Genomic DNA, 18,377 nt, shown 5'->3' with positions numbered 1-18,377 from the left:
AGTCCCCTCATGTCCGAAACCCAAGACCCGCCACCGCGATCGCTGACGACGCCCGAGAAGCTGATCGCCGCCGCGTCGCAGCTCTTTCGCGTCAGAGGTTATGCGGGGACCGGAATCGCCGAGATCCTGAAGGCGGCGGGCGTGCCGAAAGGCTCGCTCTACCACCATTTTCCCGGCGGCAAGGAAGATCTTGCACTGGCCTGCGCGGATGTCGGCGGCAAGGTGATGTTGCGAATGCTGGACCGGGCGATGGCCGACGCGGAGACGCTGGAAGAGGCGCTCGATGTGTTCGCGGCGGGGATGGAGCGGGCCTTTGCGCGCCACGGCGACTGGCGCGGCTGTCCCGTGACCTCGACCCTGATCGACGGGGGCGGGCCGCCGAAATTCGCCGAGCGCGCGCGGTCGATCTTCGCCGATTGGGAAGCCGCCTTTGCCGATCACTACGCCCGGCTGGGTGCAAGCGATCCCGCGGCGCTGGCGCGGGCCTCGCTCACGGTCGTGCAGGGGGCCTGGGCGCAAGCGCGGGCTCATGACGATGCCGCCCGGATGCGGGACGTGGCGCCGATCCTGAAGGCGCTGGCCCGGAATGAAATGGGGCGCCCGAAGGCGCCCCGTATCAGATCCCTGCCGTAAGGCTCAGTTGCCCTCGGCCGGCTCATCCTCGACCTTGTCGTCGGTCTGGTTGATGACTTCGGTCTCGGGCGCCTCGTCGTCCTCGTCCTTCTGGGAGGCAAGACCGGAGGGCGGCGAGATATTGGCGATCGTGAAATCGCGGTCGATCGTCGGCTTCGCACCTTCGGGCAGCGTGATGTCCGAGATGGTCAGCGTGTCACCGATCTCCATTCCCGCGACCGAAGCCACCAGCTTCTCGGGGATATCGCCGGCGGTCACTCGCAGTTCGACCTCGGGACGCACGACCGTCAGGACGCCGCCCTTGCGGATGCCGGGACAATCGTCCTCGCCCTCGAACTCCACCTGGATGTAGAGGTTCACCTTCGACGTGCGGCGCAGGCGCATCAGGTCGACATGCGTCGGCAGGTCCTTGACCACGTCGCGCTGGACGTCACGGGCGATGACGCGCACGTCCTCTTGCCCCTCGACTTTAAGGTTCCAAAGCGTGGCCATGAAACGGCCCGCCCTCAGCTTCTTGAGCAGTTCGTTGAAGGGCAGCTCGATCGGCAGCGGATCGGACCCGCCCCCGTAGACGACGCCCGGGACCATGCCCCGGCGACGCGATGCCCGAGCGGCCCCCTTGCCCGTCCCCGAACGTGCATGAGCGACGAGATCAGGAATCTCACCAGCCATGATGTATCTCCTTACGTAGAGGGCGGCCTCCAAGGGTGCCGCCCGCGTCATGTGAAGCCCGCCGTCTAGGGGGCCGTTCCACGATTGGCAAGCGGGTTTTGCGCCTGCGCCGGATTGCCTGCGCGCCGCCGCTGGGGCAGGCGGAGACATGCAGATTCTGTCCGCTCTCGCGCTGTCCCGCGCCCCTGTTCTGGCCTTCGTCGCCGTTGGAACCTGCTGGGGGTGCATTGCCGCCATGGCGCCCGTCCTGAAGGCGCGGATCGGTGTGGACGACGCGACCTTCGGGCTGCTCTTGCTGGGCACGGCGATCGGGCTGTCGACGACCTTGTTCGTCGCGCCCCGGTGGGACAGACGGATGGCCGCCTGGGCGATGCCCACGGCGACGATGCTTCTGGCGGTGGCCGCCCTCGGCCCCGGCTGGGTCGCCACTCCCCTCGGCTTCTTTTTGGCCCTCACGCTCTTGGGGGCGTGTTCGGGTCTGACCGACGTGGTCATGAATGCCCGCGTCAGCGAGATCGAGGCGCGGAGCGGCCGGTCGCTGATGAATGCGAACCACGCCATGTTCTCGGTCGCCTATGCGACGTCGGCCGTCATGACCGGCGCGCTGAGGGAGGCGGGCTGGGCGCCGGAGGAGATCTTCGTCGCGCTGGCGGTGGTCCTGCTCGGTCTCGCGCCTTTTCAGGTGATGGACGTGTCGGACCGGCCCGAGACCGGAGAGACGGCGGACACGCGATTGCCGGTTCTGCTGGTCGGAGTGTGCGGCGGCGTGGTGCTGGTCGCCTTCATGGCCGAGGCGACGGTCGAAGCCTGGTCGGCCCTGCATATCGAACGGACGCTGGGCGGCGGCGCCGCGGAGGGCGCATTCGGCCCGGCGATGCTGGGATTGACGATGGCCGTCGGGCGGTTCTTCGGGCAGGCGGTCGCCGCGCGCTTCGCCGAAGGCAAGGTGATCCGGGCGGCTGCCACGCTGGCCATGGTCGGGGTCCTGATCGCAGCGGCCGCGCCGGTTCCCGCGATCGCCTATCTCGGCTTCGGCCTGATGGGGCTGGGGATCAGCGTGATCGGTCCCATGGGGCTCGCGCTTGCCGGTCGGCTAGCACCGCCCGCGCTCCGGACGGCGGTGATCGCGCGGGTGGCCATCATCGGTTTTCTGGGGTTCTTCGTCGCACCGGCCGCGATGGGACTGGGGGCGGAGGCGTTCGGCCTCCGTTGGGCGTTCGCCGGCGTGGCCGTGCTGCTGGCAGTGGCTTGGCCGCTGACGCTGATCCTGATGCAGCGCGACTGGGGCCGTTAAGGGGGCGGGTCAGGAGGCTGACCGGCCGGCGGCGCCCCGACGATGTCGAAACGCGGCCGTGGGCGGCAGGTAAGTGCGCCGAGGCGTGACCGACGGTCAACGACAAGTCAGGCGTTGCGCCCTTCCCATTCGCCACGAAAGCCCTTGGGCACCAGCAAGTTGTTCGGGCCCAGGTCGTGCACGTTCTTTTCGCCGCACAGCGCCATGGTCGTGTCCAACTCCTTTCGGATGACCTCCAGCGCGGTCTCGACGCCCTTTCGGCCCATCGCGCCCAGCCCGTAGATGAAGGCGCGGCCGATATAGGTGCCGCGCGCACCCAGAGCGAGCGCCTTGAGCACGTCCTGACCCGAGCGGATACCGCCATCCATGTGGATCTCGGTCCTGGATCCGACCTCGTCGACGATCTCCGGCAGCATGCGGATCGAGCTGAGCGCCCCGTCGAGTTGCCGGCCGCCGTGGTTCGACACCACGATGGCATCCGCGCCGACCTGAAGCGCCATGCGCGCGTCCTCGGCGTCCAGAATGCCCTTGAGGATCAGCTTGCCGCCCCACTTGTCGGCGATGCGCTTGACCTTGTCCCAGTCTAGCCGCGGGTCGAATTGCTCGGCCGTCCAGGATGAGAGGGACGATGCGTCGCCGACCCCGTCCGCGTGGCCCACGATATTGCCGAAGAAGCGTCTTTTCGTCTGCGCCATGTTCAGCCCCCAGCGGACCTTGGTCATCATGTTCGCAATCGAGGCCGGTGTCAGCTTCGGCGGGGCGGAGAGGCCATTCTTCAGGTCCTTGTGACGCTGCCCGAGGATCTGAAGATCCAGCGTCAGGACAAGGGCGTCGCAGCCGGCCGCCCGCGCGCGTTCCAGCGTAGCGTCGACGAACTTCTCGTCGCGCATCACGTAAAGCTGGAACCAGAACGGCTTCGACGTGTGCTCTGCCACATCCTCGATGGAGCAGATCGACATGGTAGAGAGTGTGAACGGAACGCCAGCCGCCTCGGCCGCCTGGGCGGCGAGGATCTCTCCGTCGGCATGCTGCATGCCGGTCAGACCGACCGGGGCGAGCGCGACGGGCATCGCCACGTCGCGGCCGATCATGGTCGAGGCGGTGGACCTGTTTTCCATATCCACGGCGACGCGCTGTCGCAGACGGATCAGGTCGAAGTCGGTCTCGTTCTCGCGGTAGGTCTGCTCGGTCCAGGACCCGGACTGGCAGTAATCGTAGAACATCTTGGGGACGCGCCGACGGTAGAGGCGGTGAAGATCCTCGATCTCGGTGATGACAGGCATTCGGCCGCTCCGCTGAATTGGTCAATACTTTTTACCAATTACGGCGGCAACGGCAATCCCGATCCGCGCGGTTGTATTTCGTACATTGTTGTACTAGATAGTGCATAGTTGTACTAAAGGATGCCTCCGATGCCCGATCTCTCCCGTCGATCCTTCGTCGCCCTTGTCGGGGGCGGAACCATCCTCGCCGCAGGCGCAGCCGCGGGCGGATTCGTCCTGACCAGAACGCCGCACGCCGCGCTTGAGCCCTGGTCGCTGGCAGGCGGCTATGCCGACCCGCGCGAGCGGGCCCTGTCCTGGGCCCTGCTGGCACCCAACCCGCACAACCGTCAGCCGTGGGAGGTGCGGCTGGACGACGACGACGCCATGACGATCTGGCGCGATCCCGGTCGCGACCTGCCCGTGACGGACCCGTTCGGCAGACAGCTTACGATCGGGATGGGGTGCTTTCTCGAACTCTGCCGGATGGCCGCCGCTGAAGAAGGCTATGGGATCGAAGAAGAACTCTTTCCGGACGGCGAGGCGCCTGATGCGCCGGTCGCGAAGCTGCGTTTGATCCAGGACGCCGCCGCCCCCGATCCCCTGTTCGCCCACGTGATGGAGCGGCGGTCGCACAAGGAGATGTTCGCCGACCGCGCCGTGACGCCCGAAGCGGCGTCCTCGCTGAACGGGTTGGGCGATCTGTATCTCGGCGGACCCAGGCGGGATCGTCTTCAGGACATCGCCCTTGCGGCTTGGGAGGTCGAGGCGACAACACCCGCCGCCTGGCAGGAAAGCGTCGACCTGCTGCGGATCGGCCGGGCTGAAATCGAAGCGCAGCCGGACGGGATCGATGTCGGCGGCATCATGCCCGAGATCGGCCAGCGGCTTGGGGTCTATACCCGCGAAGACGCGGCCGATCTCGACCACCCGCAAACAAAGGCCATTCTCGACGAGTCGTTGACGATCATGCGGAGCGCGCCGGCCGTGGTCGTCCAGCGGAGTGCCGGAAACGAGCGCCGCGACCAGATCGAAGCGGGTCGCCGCTGGATCCGGTTGAACCTCGCTGCGACCGGTGCAGGGCTCGCCCTGCGTCCCGTCAGCCAGGCTCTCCAGGAATATCCGGAGATGGCGGAGCATCACGCCGCGATCCACGCCGAGTTCGCAGAGCAGGGCGAGACGGTTCAGATGCTCGGGCTTCTGGGCTATGGAGATCTCACGCCGCGCACTCCGCGCTGGCCGCTGGAGACCCGCATCAGACGTGTTTGACGACGACACCGCCCTTGCCTTCTCGGTCTTCACCGAGATCGGCATCCTGAACCAACTCAGCCGCACCCGGTTCGAGGCCGATCTGCCAGACGGGGTTCTGCTGCCGCATTTCTCGGTGCTCAATCACCTGGTCCGGGTCTCGGATGGGCGTACGCCTCTTGAGATGGCACGCGCCTTCCAGATCCCGAAGACGACGATGAGCCATAACGTCGCGGTGTTAGAGCGGCAGGGTTGGGTGGAGTTGCGCCCCAACCCGGACGACGGGCGATCCAAGCGGGTCTGGATCACGCCGGCCGGCAGGGCCTTTCGTGACAAGGCCATCGAGCGGGCGACCGAGGCATTTCGCCCGGTTCTGGAGGCGCTACCGCCGGGTACGCTGCAGGCCCTCATGCCCAATCTGGTGATCCTGCGCGAGGTTCTGGATCGCGCGCGGGACGGCGATCCGCCGCCGCCGGACATCCATTCCCCTTGAATTTTGGGCCGGAAGCGCAGATGTGCGCGGTGCGACGTTATTCTATCGACACTGCTCCTTTACGGCCCAGTCATCCGATCAGCACTGACGAGCCGACCTGCCGCATCCTGTGGGCAGGACAAGAAGGAGAGAGACGATGGCAACTGGCACCGTCAAATGGTTCAACAGCACCAAGGGCTTCGGCTTCATCGCCCCCGATGGCGGCGGCAAGGACGTGTTCGTTCACATCTCTGCCGTAGAGCGTGCGGGCCTGCGTGATCTGGCCGACAACCAGAAGGTCACCTACGACCTGGAAGCTGGCCGTGACGGCCGCGAATCGGCTGTGAACATCCAACTGGCCTGATGCAGGCTGGATGAAGACCTGGGGCGCTCCGCTTGGGGCGCCCTTTTTCGTTGCCGATCAGAGCCAGGCGAAGAGCCGCTCCACATGTGCTTTCGCATCCCTCTCTATGGGTGGGGCATGGGCCGCGACCAGACGCTGCGGCGCGAAGTTAAGGATGCGTGCCAGCGCGGCGCGTGCTCCAGGCCGGTCCCTAGTTGCGAGGCGAAACTTTCGCGGAACGGCCGGCTCGGGCCCGGTCATCCGGTCGAGGCGCGCAACGATTGCACGCCATCCCCGATACCATCCGGGCGGCATCTGCTGAACGAGATCCGTGAAGACCACCGTGCGGGACGCGGCGTGCAGCAGCACGGCTTCGGTCGCGATCTTGTTGGGGAAGAGAACCGCCTCCAGATCGGGATGGCCCGGCACCGGGCCGTCCCCGACGGTGAGATCGGCGTCGATGACCCCCGGCGCGCCGACGAGAATGGCGTCGGGCGCGGCGTCGCGCCAGGTCCCGATCCAGGTGCGATGGAGAACGCTGGCGATATGATGCGCCGGACCGGGCCCAGCCGCTCTACGGCTTCGGCCAGGGCGGGGGTGCGGTCGACCGGCGACCAGAGCGTCTTCGGCTTCGAGGATCGCCATTCGGGTGGGAAAGCGAAACCCGGCCGCCCCCCTGATCGTGGGCCCCTCGGCCAGCCAGAGGGCCGGGCCGAGGGGCCGGAGCGTCATTCCGCCGCCATCTGCGGCGCCGCCTTGGCGAGCGCCTGATCCAGATCGGCAATCAGGTCGTCGGCATCCTCGATCCCGATGCTGACGCGCACGACGTTCGGTCCCGCGCCGGCCGCCTCTTGCTGCTCGGGCGAGAGCTGGCGGTGGGTCGTGCTGGCGGAGTGGATGCAGAGCGAGCGTGTATCGCCCAGATTGGCGACATGGCTGAAGATCTCGACCGAGTCGATGAACTTCACGCAGGCGTCGTAGCCGCCCTTGAGCGCGAAGGTGAATAGCGCGCCTGCCCCCTTGGGACAGACGGTCTTGGCCCGCTCGTGGTAGGGCGAGGACGGCAGGCCCGCGAAGGTCACCCTCTCGACCGCCGGATGTTGCTCCAGCCAGGTCGCGATCTTCTGGGCGTTCAGAACGTGACGTTCCATCCGCAGCGACAGCGTCTCGATCCCCATCAGGGTGTAGTGGGCGGCCTGCGGGTTCATCGTCATGCCGAGGTCGCGCAGTCCGATGGCGATGCCGTGGAAGGTGAAGGCGAGGTTGCCGAACGTCTCGTGAAAGCGAAGGCCGTGATAAGCGGGCTCCGGCTCCGACAGGCTGGGGAACTTGCCGCTGGCGGACCAGTCGAACTTGCCGGAATCGACCACCGCTCCGCCGGTGACCGTACCGTTACCGGTCAGGTACTTGGTCGTCGAATGCACGACGAGCGTGGCGCCATGCTCGATAGGACGGACAAGATACGGCGTGGCAGAGGTGTTGTCGATGATCAGCGGGACGCCTGCCGCATCCGCCACGTCCGCAACGGCGCGCACGTCCATGATGTAGCCGCCCGGGTTGGCGATGGCTTCGCCGAAGACCGCGCGGGTATTGTCGTCGATGGCGTCACGGACCGCATCCAGATCGTCGAAATCGACGAACTTGGCCGACCAGCCGAAGCGTTTGATGGTCTGGCTGAACTGGGTGACCGTCCCGCCGTAGAGCCGCGTGGACGCGACGACGTTGCAGCCCGGCTGCATCAGCGGGAACAGCGCCATGATCTGCGCCGCGTGCCCCGACGAGCAGCAGACGGCGCCGACGCCGCCCTCTAGCGTCGCGATCCGCTCTTGCAGGACGGCAACGGTGGGGTTGGTCAGGCGCGAATAGATGAAGCCTACTTCCTGAAGGTTGAACAGCGCAGCGGCATGGTCCGCGTCGCGAAAGACGAAGGCCGTGGACTGGTAGATCGGCGTCTGCCGCGCACCCGTCGCCGGGTCCGGGCGGGCGCCGGCGTGAATCTGGAGCGTGTCGAAGCCGTATTGGCGCGTCTGGGTCATGGTCTCCCCCTGTCTGGCTCGCGGCCCTGCGGGTCCGCGTCGGGCGGCACGTTACGCCCCCGGCAGGGCGGCGCCAAGACGCGGCGGTCCCCCTTGACCGCCCGCGCCCCTTCTATAGGACGAAGAATGACCGGAACCCGGCCTGCGGAGGGCCCCATGGCAAGCCTGATCAAGCGTCTCGTCACCTGGTGGGACGGCCAGAGCGTCGGAACCCAGCTCTTCACCAAGCGCCATGGCCACAAGGTCGGCGAGGATGAGCAGGGGAACATCTACTACCGCAACGGCGACGACACCCGGCGGTGGGTCATCTACGCGGGCCAGAACGATTCCAGCCGTGTGGGACCGGAATGGTACGGCTGGCTGCATCACACCTTTCCCAAGCCCCCGACCGAAGAGCCGTTTGCCCGCAAGACCTGGGAAAAGCCGCATCACGAGAATCTGACGGGAACCGAAGGGGCATTCTTCCGCGAAGGCAGCCTGCGCCGCGCCGACGTCAAGCCGCAGACCGACTACGAGGCCTGGAGCCCGGAATGATCCGCGCGGCGCTGATCGTGGCGGCGCTGGCCCTGCCTGTCGCTGCCCAGGATGAGCCGAACGCGGTTCGCACCGAGTCGGCGAACGGCGCCACGCTGCGGACGCTGGACAAGGTGTCGGGCGAGGTCATCGACGTCGAGATGGGGGTCGGGCAGACCATGGCCTACGGTCCCCTTCAGATCACGCTTCACGAATGCCGCTACCCGGCGGACAACCGGGCCGGGGATGCGTTCGGCCTGATCCAGGTCGTCGATGCGCGCGCCGTGCAGGAGCTGTTCGCGGGTTGGATGGTCGCCTCCAGCCCCGCGCTGAACGCGCTGGAGCATCGGCGCTACGACGTCTGGATTCTCAACTGTCTCTCGATCTGAGCGCCAGCACGCCGTCGGGACCGGGCAGGGGTCGTTTCAGCTTGGCAGTCCGGTCCAGGGCATCGCGCAACTGAGCATGGTAGCTGCGGCGCGAGATCTCGACCGCGCCCAGCGAGGCCAGGTGATCCGTCAGGAACTGGGTGTCGAACAGCGTATAGCCGTCTCGCGCCAGCGTGGCGACCGACCAGGCCAGCGCGAGTTTCGAGGCGTCCCGCATCCGTGAAAACATGGACTCGCCGAAAAACGCGCTGCCCAGCGTGACACCGTAGACGCCGCCGACCAGATCCGGCCCGTCCCAGATTTCGAACGAATGGGCGAGGCCGATGCGATGCAACTGACGGTAAAGCTGGGCGATCGGGGCATTGATCCATGTCTCGTCTCGATCGGAGCAGCCTTGCAGAACGCCGTCGAACGCCTCGTCGAGGGTGACATCGAAGCCGCCGCGGCGGATCGTCTTGGCCAGACTGCGCGACATGCGGAATCCGTCGAGGGGCAGCACGCCACGCCTCTCGGGATCGACCCAGTAGATCTCCGGGTCGTGCTGTGTCTCGGCCATCGGGAAAACCCCCGAGGCATAGGCCATCAGAAGCGTTTCGGCCGTGACGGGAGGGGCGTCGCGAGGCATGACGCAAAGGTAGAGACGAAGATCCGATCCGCCTAGGGCGCAGAGCGACAAAACGCATCAGACATTCGTCAGTGTGTGCCGACGGGGCAGCCGGAGGGCGTCACGCCGCGGGATCGGGCAGCGCCCATGGCTAGCCCTGAAGGTTCTCCTCCAGCCACTTCTCCAGCCAGTGGATCGTGTAATCGCCCGTCTGGATATCCTGCTCCTCGACGAGGGCGCGGAAGAGCGGGATCGTCGTGTCGACGCCATCGACAATGATCTCGCCCAGACAGCGGTGGAGACGCGCCAACGCCTCGCGTCGGTCCCTTCCGTGGACGATCAGCTTGCCGATCAGACTGTCGTAATACGGTGGGATCGAATAGCCATCATAGAGCGCGCTATCCATCCGCACGCCCAGACCGCCGGGCGCGTGGTACTGCGTGATCCGCCCGGGCGAGGGCGAGAAATTCGGCAGCTTCTCTGCGTTGATGCGGACCTCGATCGCATGACCGTTGATCGTGAGGTCGTCTTGCGCGAACGACATCGGATAGCCTGCGGCCACACGGATCTGCTCGCGCACGAGATCGACGCCGAAGATCGCTTCGGTCACGGGATGCTCGACCTGAAGGCGCGTATTCATCTCGATGAAGTAGAAATTGCCGTCCTCGCAGAGGAATTCGATCGTGCCCGCTCCGGCATAGTTGATCGCGGCGACGGCCTCGGCGCAGGTGCGGCCGATCTCTGCGCGCTGCTCGGGCGTGATCGCGGGGCCGGGCGCTTCCTCGAAGACCTTCTGGTGACGCCGTTGCAGCGAGCAGTCGCGTTCGCCCAGATGGACCGCGTTGCCCTTGCCGTCCCCGAAGACCTGTACCTCGATATGACGGGGCCGGCCGAGATACTTTTCGATGTAGACTTCATCGTTGCCGAAGGCCGCCTTGGCTTCAGACCGTGCGGTGCGGAAGGCGTTCGCCATGTCGGCCGCCGTCCTGGCCAGCTTCATCCCGCGACCGCCGCCACCGGCCGTGGCCTTGACGATGACGGGATAACCCATCTCGTCGCCCAAGGCCTGTGCCGCCTCAAGGTCCGGGACCCCGCCCTCCGAGCCGGGTACGACCGGCACGCCGAGGTTCTTCATCGTCTCCTTGGCGGTGATCTTGTCGCCCATCACGCGGATGTGGTCGGCCGTGGGGCCGATGAAGGTCAGGTCGTGGTCCTGCACGATCTGAACGAATTGCGCGTTCTCGGACAGGAAGCCGTAGCCCGGATGGATCGCCTCCGCCCCGCTGATTTCGCAGGCGGAGATGATGGCCGGGATCGACAGGTAGGATTGCGAGCCCGGCGCGGGGCCGATGCAGATGGATTCGTCGGCCATGCGGACATGCATGGCGTCCGCGTCGGCGGTGGAGTGGACGGCGACGGTCGCCACGCCCATTTCGCGCGCGGCTCGGACGACGCGCAGAGCGATCTCGCCCCGGTTCGCGATCAGGATCTTCTTGAACATCGCGCGGCCCTCACTCGAGGATGACGAGGGGGGCGCCGAACTCCACCGGGGCGCCGTCCTCGACCAGGACGCGCTTCACGGTGCCCGCGCGGGGGGCGGGGATCTGGTTCATGGTCTTCATCGCCTCGACAATGAGGAGTGGTTGACCCTCCGCGACCTTGTCGCCGACCGAGACGAAATTTGGGGCGCCCGGTTCCGGGGCGAGATAGGCCGTGCCGACCATCGGAGAGGTCACGGCGCCGGGATCCTGCGCCGGGTCTTCGGTCGCGGGGGCGCCGGCGCTGGGCGTAGCGGGCGCTGGAGCGGCAGGAGCAGCGACCGGGACCGGTGCGGCCAGTGCGGCGGCGGGCGGCGCGACAGCGGTCTGCCGGGAGATCCGGACGTTCAGGCCGTCGTCTTCCCCGTATTCGCGCATGACCTCGATCTCGGTCAGGTCGTTCTTGCGCAGAAGCTCGGCCAGTGCCTCGATGAAGGCGACGTCGCTGTCGTGGCTCTTGCCCATGCGGTCCTCGCTGCGATGTTTCGTGCGGACCTAGCGCATGGGCGTGGTATATGGAAGCGGGCCGCGCATGACACGACCCGTCGCCTTATCAGCCGGCGCGGGCCGGATCGCGCGGTTCGGGCTCCGCATTCCGGATCGCGCGGGCGTCGCCTGGCAACGACGGCGCGTTCTCCGGTGGGGGCTGGATCGAGGCGATCAGCGTCTTGGCCGCCTCGCGGTCCTGCGCGGCTTCGGCGAGTTGCCGCGCCACGTCTTCGTCGGAGCGGATTTCGAAGGCCTCATCCAGACGGGATGCGCGTTGGGCGGCCTCTGCGACCGCGGTTTCGTCGATTGTCGGCCGCGCCAGATACGGGGTCGGCCCCTTCACGTCGCCAGCTGCGAGCGAGCCGCCATTCGTCGCCGATCCGCCGTTGTCCTGTCCGCCGGTATCGGTCTGGTTCGAGCCGTCGGTCTGACCTGTTTCTTCGACCGGCGGCGGACCGTCGGTCGTCGATCCGCCGTCGCCCGGATCGGACGGTGGGGGCGGATTGGGGTTCGTGCTTTGCGGTGGGGGCGAGCCCAGAATACTTCCGATGAACGACATGCGCGTCTCCTCTCCGGGGTCTGGTCCGACCCCATGTCGGTCGCCCCTCCCGGAGGATCGTCGTTCGCAAATGTTACCCAGGCATTAATTCGGAGGCCGTTGCGCAGGGTTTCGTTCATGAAGGTTAACGGGCCTCCGCGCCGGGTCGGGACACCTGCAATTGCCTGGTCACATACGAAAAACGGCGCCGGGATGTCCGGCGCCGCTGGAATCCGGGATGTTGAGCCCGGATGACTTGGTGGGGATCGAAGCCGCGCTAGCGGTTCATCCGGTTCTCGATCAGGTCGTCGACCACCTCTGGCTCGGCCAGCGTCGACGTGTCGCCCAGGCTGCCGTAATCGTTCTCGGCGATCTTGCGCAGGATGCGGCGCATGATCTTGCCCGAGCGGGTCTTCGGAAGGCCGGGAGCCCATTGGATGCAGTCAGGCTTGGCGATCGGGCCGATCTCCTTGCGGACCCAGTCGGACAATTCCTTGCGCAGCTCGTCGGTCGGATCGACGCCGCCCATCAGCGTGACATAGGCATAGATGCCCTGGCCTTTGACCGGATGCGGGTAACCCACCACCGCAGCTTCGGCGACCTTCGAATGGGCCACGAGCGCACTTTCGACCTCGGCGGTTCCCATCCGGTGGCCGGAGACGTTGATCACGTCGTCGACGCGGCCGGTGATCCAGTAGTAGCCGTCGGCGTCGCGCCGGCAGCCGTCGCCGGTGAAGTAGTAGCCCTTGTAGTCCGAGAAGTAGGTCTTCACGAACCGCTCGTGATCGCCCCAGACGGTGCGCATCTGACCGGGCCAGCTATCGGCCATGCAGAGCACGCCCTCCGCTTCGGTGTCCTGGATGACTTCACCCGTCTGCGGCTCCAGCACGACGGGCTGCACGCCGAAGAAGGGCAGCGTCGCCGAGCCGGGCTTCAGCGGCGTCGCGCCGGGCAGGGGCGTCAGCAGATGGCCGCCTGTCTCCGTCTGCCACCAGGTGTCGACGATCGGACAGCGGCTCTGGCCCACGACCTCGTTGTACCAGTTCCACGCCTCCGGGTTGATGGGCTCTCCCACCGTGCCGAGGATCCGCAGGGACGACAGATCGTGCTTGCTGACGAACTCGTCGCCCTTGCCCATAAGCGCCCGGATCGCGGTGGGCGCGGTGTAGAACTGGTTGACCTTGTGTTTGGCGCAGACCTCCCAGAAGCGGCCGGCATCGGGAAAGGTCGGCACGCCTTCGAACATGACCGTCGTCGCGCCGTTGGCGAGCGGGCCGTAGACGATGTAGCTGTGACCCGTCACCCAGCCGACATCGGCGGTGCACCAGAAGATATCCCCGTCCTTGTAGTCGAAGACGTATTGATGCGTCATCGCGGCATAGACGAGATAGCCGCCCGACGTGTGCACCACGCCCTTGGGCTGCCCGGTCGAGCCGGACGTATAGAGGATGAAGAGCGGATCCTCGGCGCCCATCTCTTCGGCGGGGCAGTCGTCGGAGACCTTCTCTTCTTCCTCGTGCAGCCAGTAATCAAGCCCGTTGCGCCACGCGATCTGCTGGCCGGTGCGCTTGACCACGAGGCACTTCACCTCGTCGAAATCGTTCAGCAGCGCCTGGTTGACGTTGTCCTTGAGGTTGGTCTGGCGCCCGCCACGCGGCGCGCCATCGGACGTGATCACGACCTTCGCATCGCAGGCGTCGATCCGCGCGCCCAAGGCATCGGCCGAGAAGCCCGCGAACACGATGGAATGGATGGCGCCGATCCGGGCGCAGGCCAGCATCGCGTAGGCCGCCTGAGGGATCATCGGCAGGTAGAGGACGACGCGGTCGCCGCGGCTCACGCCCAGTGCCTTAAGGACGTTGGCCATCTTGCAGACGTGTGAATGAAGCTGGCGATAGGTGATGTGCTGGGCGCCGCCGCCATCGACGGAATTGGGATCATCCGGTTCCCAGATGATCGCGGTCTGGTCGCCCCGCTCGGCCAGGTGACGGTCGATGCAGTTGGACGAGACGTTCAGCGTGCCGTCCTCGAACCATTTGATCGAGACCTCGCCCGGGCCGAAGGTCGTGTCCTTCACGCGCCCATACGGCTTGATCCAGTCGAGGCGTTTGCCATGCTCGCCCCAGAAGGCTTCGGGATCCTCGATCGACGCCTGATACATCGCGTCGTAGGTCGCCCGGTCGGCATGGGCGCTCGCCGCCATCTCGTCGCTGGGGGGGAAGGTCTTTTCGGTCTCGTCAAGCATCTGGTGCTCCTCCCTTGGGTCCCTCTTCCAGACCCGTGGTCGGACGAAAGGGGTTCGCCCGCAAGTGGTGCTTTGGTCGGCGATTGCGCTATCAGATCGCCAGATATTCTGCCCGAAGCTCCTCGTTCTCGAGCACTTCTGCCGCGGTGCCGTCAAAGACGATCCCGCCGGTGTCGAGGATGACCGCGCGATCCGCCAGCTTCAGGGCACGGACCGCATTCTGCTCCACTAGCACCGTCGTCATGCCGAGCGACTTGATCTCGATCAGCGCCTCTTCGATCTTATCCACGATCACCGGGGCCAGGCCTTCGTAGGGTTCGTCCAGCAGCAGGACCTTGACGTCGCGGGCCAGGGCGCGGGCGATGGCGAGCATCTGCTGCTCGCCGCCCGAAAGTGTCGTCCCCTCCTGCTTGCGGCGCTCGCCCAGGCGGGGGAACAGCTCGTAGAGGCGGTCGAGACCCCAGCCGACGGGCGGGGCGATCTGCGCCAGCTTTATATTCTCTTCGACGGTCAGGCCGGGGATGATGCGCCGATCCTCTGGAACGAGACCGAGGCCCGCAGCGGACGCCTCATGCGCCTTCATCTTGTGGAGCGGCTGGTGATCGAGCCAGATCTCGCCCTTGCGCAACTCGGGGTCTCCGACGCGGGCGCAGGTGCGAAGGGTGGACGTCTTGCCGGCACCGTTGCGGCCCAGAAGGGCCAGGATCTCGCCCTCATGGACGTTGAAGCTGACGCCTTGGACGATGTAGCTCTCGCCGTAATAGGCGTGGATGTCGTGGACGCTGAAGAAGGCTGGCGCGGTGGCGGCCTGGTTCGCGTGCCGGGTGAAGTCTGGCTTGACGTTCATCGTGGTATCCTTTCGGTCTGCGGCGGGGTGAACCCCGCCCTACGGTTGGGTAGGGCGGGGTTCACCCCGCCGCACCGTCAATGGCCCGACTGCTCGCCCAGATAGGCTTCGCGCACCTTGGGATGTCCCTTGATGTTGGCGGGCGTGTCTTCGACCAGGGGGGTGCCCTGGGCCAGCACGGTGATCCGCTCGGCCAGGCTGAACACGACGTGCATGTCGTGTTCGATGATGGCGATCGTGATCGGGCGGTCCTCCTTGATCTGCTTGAGCAGATCGATCGTGTTGTTGGTATCCGCCCGCGCCATGCCCGCCGTCGGCTCGTCCAGCAGCAGCAGGCGCGGTTCCTGCGCGAGACACATGCCGATCTCGAGCCGCCGCTTGTCGCCGCGCGACATCGAGGCGGCGTGCATTTTCCGCTTGTCGGCCATGTTCATGTCTTCGAGCATGTGCTCCGCGCGCTCGACGATTTCGCCGTCGGCCATCATGCGTCCGTAGGCGTTCAGCTCGAATGCGCCGTCGCGCTTGGCGAAACAGGGGATCATCATGTTTTCAAGCACGCTCAGATCGCCGAAGATCTCGGGCGTCTGGAACACGCGAGAAATGCCCATCTGGTTGATCTCGTGCGGCTTGCGGCCGAGCACCGACTGGCCCTCGAAGCTGACCGAGCCGGTATCGGGGATCAGCTTGCCGACAAGACAGTTCAGCAGGGTCGACTTGCCGGCGCCGTTGGGGCCGATGATCGCGTGAACGGTGCCCTCGGCCACCGAGAGGTTGACGTCCGACAGGGCCTTAAGGCCGCCGAAATTCTTGGAGACGTCGCGGACTTCCAGGATGCCCATGGTCACTCTCCCGCCTGGCTGCGTTGATCGGCCGCCGGTCCTTCGACAGCGTTTGCGTTCTTGTCGCGGCGGAACACGGTCGCCAGCTTCTGGCCACCCTGGACCAGCCCGCCGGGCAGGAAGATGACGACCAGCATGAACAGAATGCCCAACGTCAGGTGCCACCCCTTGCCGACGAACGGGTAGACCAAGGTCACCAGCAGGTCCGACAACCCGTCCGGAAAGACCGAGAACCAGCCTTCGAGCGTAGCCTGGTTGATCTTCGAGAAGATGTTCTCGAAATACTTGATGAAGCCCGCGCCCAGGACCGGGCCGATCAGCGTGCCCGCGCCGCCGAGGATGGTCATCAGGACGACTTCGCCCGAGGCGGTCCACTGCATCCGCTCTGCGCCCGCGAGGGGGTCCATCGAGACCATCAGCCCACCGGCGAGACCGGCATACATGCCCGAGATCACGAAGGCCGCCAGCATGTAAGGCTTGGGGTTCAGACCGGTGTAGTTCATGCGTTGCTGGTTCGACTTCACCGCCCGCAGCATCATCGCGAAGGGGGACCGGAAGATGCGGATCGCGACGTAGAAGGCGACCAGCATCACAACAGCGCAGAGGTAGTACCCCACGTTCAGCGTGAACTCCCACCCGCCCATGTAGAGCGTGGTGGAATCGCGCATCTCGAGCCCGAAGAAGGACGGGACCGGAATGTTGCCGTCATCGGCGATGCTCTGTCCGAAGATGCGCGGATCGGTCTTGGCCAGTTGCAGGCCGGTCTCGCCGCCGGTGATCGGCGTCAGCACCGAATAGGCCAGCGCGAAGGACATCTGGGCGAAAGCCAGCGTCAGGATCGAGAAGTAGATGCCCGAGCGGCGCAGCGAGACGAAGCCCACGACCACGCTGAAGAGCCCGGCGAAGGCGACCGAGGCCACGATCGCGTAGAGCACGTTCATCCCCAGGAGCTTGAACATCCACACGCCCGCGAACGAGCCCACGCCCAGAAAGGCCGCGTGGCCGAAGGACAGGTAACCCGTCAGGCCGAAGAGGATGTTGAAGCCGATTGCGAAGATCCCGAAGATCACGAAGCGCTGCATCAGGTCCGGGTAGCCCGCGTTGAACTGCGCCAGCGCGCTGTCGGCGGGAAACGGGTTCAGGATGAAGGGTGCGAACACGGTCAGGATCGCCACCACGATCAGGAGTGTCAGGTCTTTTCGCGTCAGCCCAAGCACGGTGCTTTCACGCGCCTTGGCCCGGTGGGCGGGCGCCGTGGGCGCCGGATCCCGGGAGATGGTCTGGATGGTTTGATCGGTCATTGTCTCAGTCCTCCATCACGCCCTTGCGGCCCATCAGGCCACGGGGGAGGGTCAGCAGGATCACCACGGCGACGAGGTAGATGATGACCTGGTTGATGCCGGGGATGAACGCGATCACCTCGCGCATCGAGGCGAAGCTTTCGAGGATGCCGAGCAGGAAGCCCGCCAGCACCGCGCCGGGCAGGGAGCCCATGCCGCCAACGACGACCACGACGAAGCTGAGGACGAGGAAGTCCATGCCCATGTGATAATTCGGCGGAGAGATCGGCACGTACATCACGCCCGCCAGACCGGCGACGGCGGCGGCGAGGCCGAACATGATCGTGAAGCGCCGGTCGATGTCGATTCCCAGCAGGCCCACCGTCTCGCGGTCGGCCATGCCCGCGCGCACAACCATCCCGAAGGTCGTGAACTGCAGGAAGGCGAAGACGCCGGCGATGATGATCGCGGCAAAGAAGAAATAGACCAGACGCCAGTAGGGATAGAGGATCTGGTTGGCCTCGAAGCCCAGCATGGTGCCGAAGTCGAACGACCCGCGGAACGCCTCCGGCGCGGGGGTCGGGATCGGGTTGGCGCCGTAGAAGTACTTGATGACCTCCTGCAGCACGATCGCGAGGCCGAAGGTCACGAGGATCTGGTCCGCATGGGGGCGCTTGTAGAAATGCTTGATCAGCCCGCGTTCCATGATGAAGCCCACGGTGATCATGATCGGGATCGCGAAGAGGATGGCGAGCGGGACGGCCCAGTCGATGATCGCGGCGCCGGCGCTCTCTCCGAACCAGTCGACGACGTAGGGGATCTCGACCTTCAGGGGATTGCCGAGGAAGTCGGTCCGGGTCTCGTCGATGACCGTGCGGCTGATCTGGAAGACGTTGCTGAGGGTAACCGCGCAGAAGGCGCCGATCATGAAGAGCGCGCCATGGGCGAAGTTGACCACGCCGAGCGTGCCGAAGATCAGGGTCAGGCCGAGCGCGATCAGCGCGTAGGCGCTGCCCTTATCGAGCCCGTTGAGGATTTGAAGGATTATGGCGTCCATTGTCTCTCCATCCCATGGGCTGGGGGCGGCCGCCGGATGGCCGACGGGGCCGGGACTTCTGTCAGGGGATCGGGCCGG

At 66.0% G+C, this 18,377-nt stretch carries 20 protein-coding genes; 7 read left to right on the top strand and 13 right to left on the bottom strand.

The genetic code is table 11. The features are described 5' to 3' along the window. The first annotated feature begins 9 nt into the window (after positions 1–9). Complete coding sequence (locus tag jaqu_RS21990) at positions 10–633, top strand: TetR/AcrR family transcriptional regulator (protein ID WP_052501071.1); 624 nt, start codon at positions 10–12, stop codon at positions 631–633. A gap of 3 nt (positions 634–636) precedes the next feature. On the opposite strand, the gene jaqu_RS18470 is transcribed toward jaqu_RS21990, so the two are convergent. Further along, entirely contained in the window at positions 637–1,305 is a 669-nt protein-coding gene (locus jaqu_RS18470) for a 50S ribosomal protein L25/general stress protein Ctc (protein ID WP_043920495.1), read from the bottom strand. Positions 1,306–1,453: 148 nt separating this feature from the next. Here jaqu_RS18470 and jaqu_RS18465 point away from each other — a divergent pair, with 148 nt between their 5' ends. Further along, a complete protein-coding gene (locus jaqu_RS18465) occupies positions 1,454–2,599 on the top strand; it encodes an MFS transporter (protein ID WP_043920494.1) in 1,146 nt (381 codons plus the stop codon). A gap of 107 nt (positions 2,600–2,706) precedes the next feature. Here the strand turns inward: jaqu_RS18465 and jaqu_RS18460 are convergent, their stop codons facing one another. Beyond that, positions 2,707–3,882 carry an alpha-hydroxy acid oxidase gene (locus tag jaqu_RS18460; protein ID WP_043920493.1) on the bottom strand — a complete coding sequence of 392 codons (1,176 nt, stop codon included), beginning with the start codon at positions 3,880–3,882 and terminating at the stop codon, positions 2,707–2,709. Between the two features lie 129 nt (positions 3,883–4,011). Here jaqu_RS18460 and jaqu_RS18455 point away from each other — a divergent pair, with 129 nt between their 5' ends. From jaqu_RS18455 to jaqu_RS18445, 3 genes are all read left to right on the top strand, one after another. After that, entirely contained in the window at positions 4,012–5,130 is a 1,119-nt protein-coding gene (locus tag jaqu_RS18455) for an Acg family FMN-binding oxidoreductase (RefSeq protein ID WP_043920492.1), read from the top strand. Further along, the gene (locus jaqu_RS18450) at positions 5,123–5,602 is read left to right on the top strand and encodes a MarR family winged helix-turn-helix transcriptional regulator (RefSeq protein ID WP_043920491.1); all 480 of its coding nucleotides are present in this window, start codon (positions 5,123–5,125) and stop codon (positions 5,600–5,602) included. The genes jaqu_RS18455 and jaqu_RS18450 overlap by 8 nt, the downstream gene beginning before the upstream one ends. A 136-nt stretch (positions 5,603–5,738) precedes the next feature. Continuing rightward, positions 5,739–5,945: a cold-shock protein gene (locus jaqu_RS18445; protein ID WP_043920490.1), complete on the top strand. Its 207-nt coding sequence runs from the start codon at positions 5,739–5,741 to the stop codon at positions 5,943–5,945. Between the two features lie 57 nt (positions 5,946–6,002). On the opposite strand, the gene jaqu_RS18440 is transcribed toward jaqu_RS18445, so the two are convergent. Both jaqu_RS18440 and jaqu_RS18435 read right to left on the bottom strand, forming a co-directional pair. Next, entirely contained in the window at positions 6,003–6,656 is a 654-nt protein-coding gene (locus tag jaqu_RS18440; RefSeq protein ID WP_052501070.1) for a hypothetical protein, read from the bottom strand. Beyond that, positions 6,653–7,960 carry an O-acetylhomoserine aminocarboxypropyltransferase/cysteine synthase family protein gene (locus jaqu_RS18435; protein WP_043920489.1) on the bottom strand — a complete coding sequence of 436 codons (1,308 nt, stop codon included), beginning with the start codon at positions 7,958–7,960 and terminating at the stop codon, positions 6,653–6,655. The genes jaqu_RS18440 and jaqu_RS18435 overlap by 4 nt, the downstream gene beginning before the upstream one ends. 156 nt (positions 7,961–8,116) lie before the next feature. Between jaqu_RS18435 and jaqu_RS18430 the strand changes: the two genes are divergently transcribed. Both jaqu_RS18430 and jaqu_RS18425 read left to right on the top strand, forming a co-directional pair. Beyond that, positions 8,117–8,494 carry an NADH:ubiquinone oxidoreductase subunit NDUFA12 gene (locus tag jaqu_RS18430; RefSeq protein ID WP_043920610.1) on the top strand — a complete coding sequence of 126 codons (378 nt, stop codon included), beginning with the start codon at positions 8,117–8,119 and terminating at the stop codon, positions 8,492–8,494. Further along, on the top strand, positions 8,491–8,862 hold the full coding sequence (locus jaqu_RS18425; RefSeq protein WP_043920488.1) for a DUF2155 domain-containing protein: 372 nt from the start codon (positions 8,491–8,493) through the stop codon (positions 8,860–8,862). Before jaqu_RS18430 ends, jaqu_RS18425 begins: the two co-directional genes overlap by 4 nt. Here jaqu_RS18425 and aat read toward each other — a convergent pair. The 9 genes from aat to jaqu_RS18380 form a co-directional block, all read right to left on the bottom strand. Beyond that, the gene (gene aat, locus jaqu_RS18420) at positions 8,843–9,487 is read right to left on the bottom strand and encodes a leucyl/phenylalanyl-tRNA--protein transferase (RefSeq protein ID WP_043920487.1); all 645 of its coding nucleotides are present in this window, start codon (positions 9,485–9,487) and stop codon (positions 8,843–8,845) included. The two genes, jaqu_RS18425 and aat, sit on opposite strands and share 20 nt — an antisense overlap. A 130-nt stretch (positions 9,488–9,617) precedes the next feature. Further along, positions 9,618–10,967, bottom strand: a complete 1,350-nt coding sequence (gene accC / locus jaqu_RS18415) for an acetyl-CoA carboxylase biotin carboxylase subunit (RefSeq protein ID WP_043920486.1) — start codon at positions 10,965–10,967, stop codon at positions 9,618–9,620. 10 nt (positions 10,968–10,977) lie between these two features. Continuing rightward, the gene (gene accB / locus jaqu_RS18410; protein ID WP_043920485.1) at positions 10,978–11,469 is read right to left on the bottom strand and encodes an acetyl-CoA carboxylase biotin carboxyl carrier protein; all 492 of its coding nucleotides are present in this window, start codon (positions 11,467–11,469) and stop codon (positions 10,978–10,980) included. A gap of 88 nt (positions 11,470–11,557) precedes the next feature. Continuing rightward, entirely contained in the window at positions 11,558–12,052 is a 495-nt protein-coding gene (locus jaqu_RS18405; protein WP_043920484.1) for a hypothetical protein, read from the bottom strand. A 256-nt stretch (positions 12,053–12,308) separates the two neighbouring features. Continuing rightward, entirely contained in the window at positions 12,309–14,276 is a 1,968-nt protein-coding gene (gene acs, locus jaqu_RS18400; RefSeq protein WP_043920483.1) for an acetate--CoA ligase, read from the bottom strand. Positions 14,277–14,367: 91 nt separating this feature from the next. Beyond that, positions 14,368–15,123, bottom strand: coding sequence for an ABC transporter ATP-binding protein (locus jaqu_RS18395; RefSeq protein WP_043920482.1), 756 nt, complete (start codon positions 15,121–15,123; stop codon positions 14,368–14,370). Between the two features lie 77 nt (positions 15,124–15,200). Next, positions 15,201–15,962 carry an ABC transporter ATP-binding protein gene (locus tag jaqu_RS18390; protein WP_043920481.1) on the bottom strand — a complete coding sequence of 254 codons (762 nt, stop codon included), beginning with the start codon at positions 15,960–15,962 and terminating at the stop codon, positions 15,201–15,203. A 2-nt stretch (positions 15,963–15,964) separates the two neighbouring features. After that, positions 15,965–17,179, bottom strand: coding sequence for a branched-chain amino acid ABC transporter permease (locus jaqu_RS18385; RefSeq protein WP_043920609.1), 1,215 nt, complete (start codon positions 17,177–17,179; stop codon positions 15,965–15,967). 88 nt (positions 17,180–17,267) lie between these two features. Then, on the bottom strand, positions 17,268–18,299 hold the full coding sequence (locus jaqu_RS18380) for a branched-chain amino acid ABC transporter permease (RefSeq protein WP_043920480.1): 1,032 nt from the start codon (positions 18,297–18,299) through the stop codon (positions 17,268–17,270). Between the last annotated feature and the right edge of the window lie 78 nt (positions 18,300–18,377).

The sequence above is a fragment of the Jannaschia aquimarina genome (genome assembly GCF_000877395.1).
GTDB lineage: Bacteria > Pseudomonadota > Alphaproteobacteria > Rhodobacterales > Rhodobacteraceae > Jannaschia > Jannaschia aquimarina.
Note: the sequence above shows the minus strand (reverse complement) of the source record. Positions and strands in the feature narration are given on the sequence as shown.

What these genes read in the sequence shown, in the direction of transcription:
- jaqu_RS18425 (WP_043920488.1), top strand. Translation starts at nt 8,491, where the DNA reads ATGATCCGCGCGGCGCTGATCGTGGCGGCGCTGGCCCTGCCTGTCGCT.
- jaqu_RS18390 (WP_043920481.1), bottom strand. Translation starts at nt 15,962, where the DNA reads ATGGGCATCCTGGAAGTCCGCGACGTCTCCAAGAATTTCGGCGGCCTT.
- aat (WP_043920487.1), bottom strand. Translation starts at nt 9,487, where the DNA reads ATGCCTCGCGACGCCCCTCCCGTCACGGCCGAAACGCTTCTGATGGCC.
- jaqu_RS18460 (WP_043920493.1), bottom strand. Translation starts at nt 3,882, where the DNA reads ATGCCTGTCATCACCGAGATCGAGGATCTTCACCGCCTCTACCGTCGG.
- jaqu_RS18470 (WP_043920495.1), bottom strand. Translation starts at nt 1,305, where the DNA reads ATGGCTGGTGAGATTCCTGATCTCGTCGCTCATGCACGTTCGGGGACG.
- accC (WP_043920486.1), bottom strand. Translation starts at nt 10,967, where the DNA reads ATGTTCAAGAAGATCCTGATCGCGAACCGGGGCGAGATCGCTCTGCGC.
- jaqu_RS18405 (WP_043920484.1), bottom strand. Translation starts at nt 12,052, where the DNA reads ATGTCGTTCATCGGAAGTATTCTGGGCTCGCCCCCACCGCAAAGCACG.
- jaqu_RS18455 (WP_043920492.1), top strand. Translation starts at nt 4,012, where the DNA reads ATGCCCGATCTCTCCCGTCGATCCTTCGTCGCCCTTGTCGGGGGCGGA.
- jaqu_RS21990 (WP_052501071.1), top strand. Translation starts at nt 10, where the DNA reads ATGTCCGAAACCCAAGACCCGCCACCGCGATCGCTGACGACGCCCGAG.
- jaqu_RS18380 (WP_043920480.1), bottom strand. Translation starts at nt 18,299, where the DNA reads ATGGACGCCATAATCCTTCAAATCCTCAACGGGCTCGATAAGGGCAGC.
- jaqu_RS18465 (WP_043920494.1), top strand. Translation starts at nt 1,454, where the DNA reads ATGCAGATTCTGTCCGCTCTCGCGCTGTCCCGCGCCCCTGTTCTGGCC.
- jaqu_RS18440 (WP_052501070.1), bottom strand. Translation starts at nt 6,656, where the DNA reads ATGACGCTCCGGCCCCTCGGCCCGGCCCTCTGGCTGGCCGAGGGGCCC.
- jaqu_RS18430 (WP_043920610.1), top strand. Translation starts at nt 8,117, where the DNA reads ATGGCAAGCCTGATCAAGCGTCTCGTCACCTGGTGGGACGGCCAGAGC.
- accB (WP_043920485.1), bottom strand. Translation starts at nt 11,469, where the DNA reads ATGGGCAAGAGCCACGACAGCGACGTCGCCTTCATCGAGGCACTGGCC.
- jaqu_RS18395 (WP_043920482.1), bottom strand. Translation starts at nt 15,123, where the DNA reads ATGAACGTCAAGCCAGACTTCACCCGGCACGCGAACCAGGCCGCCACC.
- jaqu_RS18435 (WP_043920489.1), bottom strand. Translation starts at nt 7,960, where the DNA reads ATGACCCAGACGCGCCAATACGGCTTCGACACGCTCCAGATTCACGCC.
- acs (WP_043920483.1), bottom strand. Translation starts at nt 14,276, where the DNA reads ATGCTTGACGAGACCGAAAAGACCTTCCCCCCCAGCGACGAGATGGCG.
- jaqu_RS18445 (WP_043920490.1), top strand. Translation starts at nt 5,739, where the DNA reads ATGGCAACTGGCACCGTCAAATGGTTCAACAGCACCAAGGGCTTCGGC.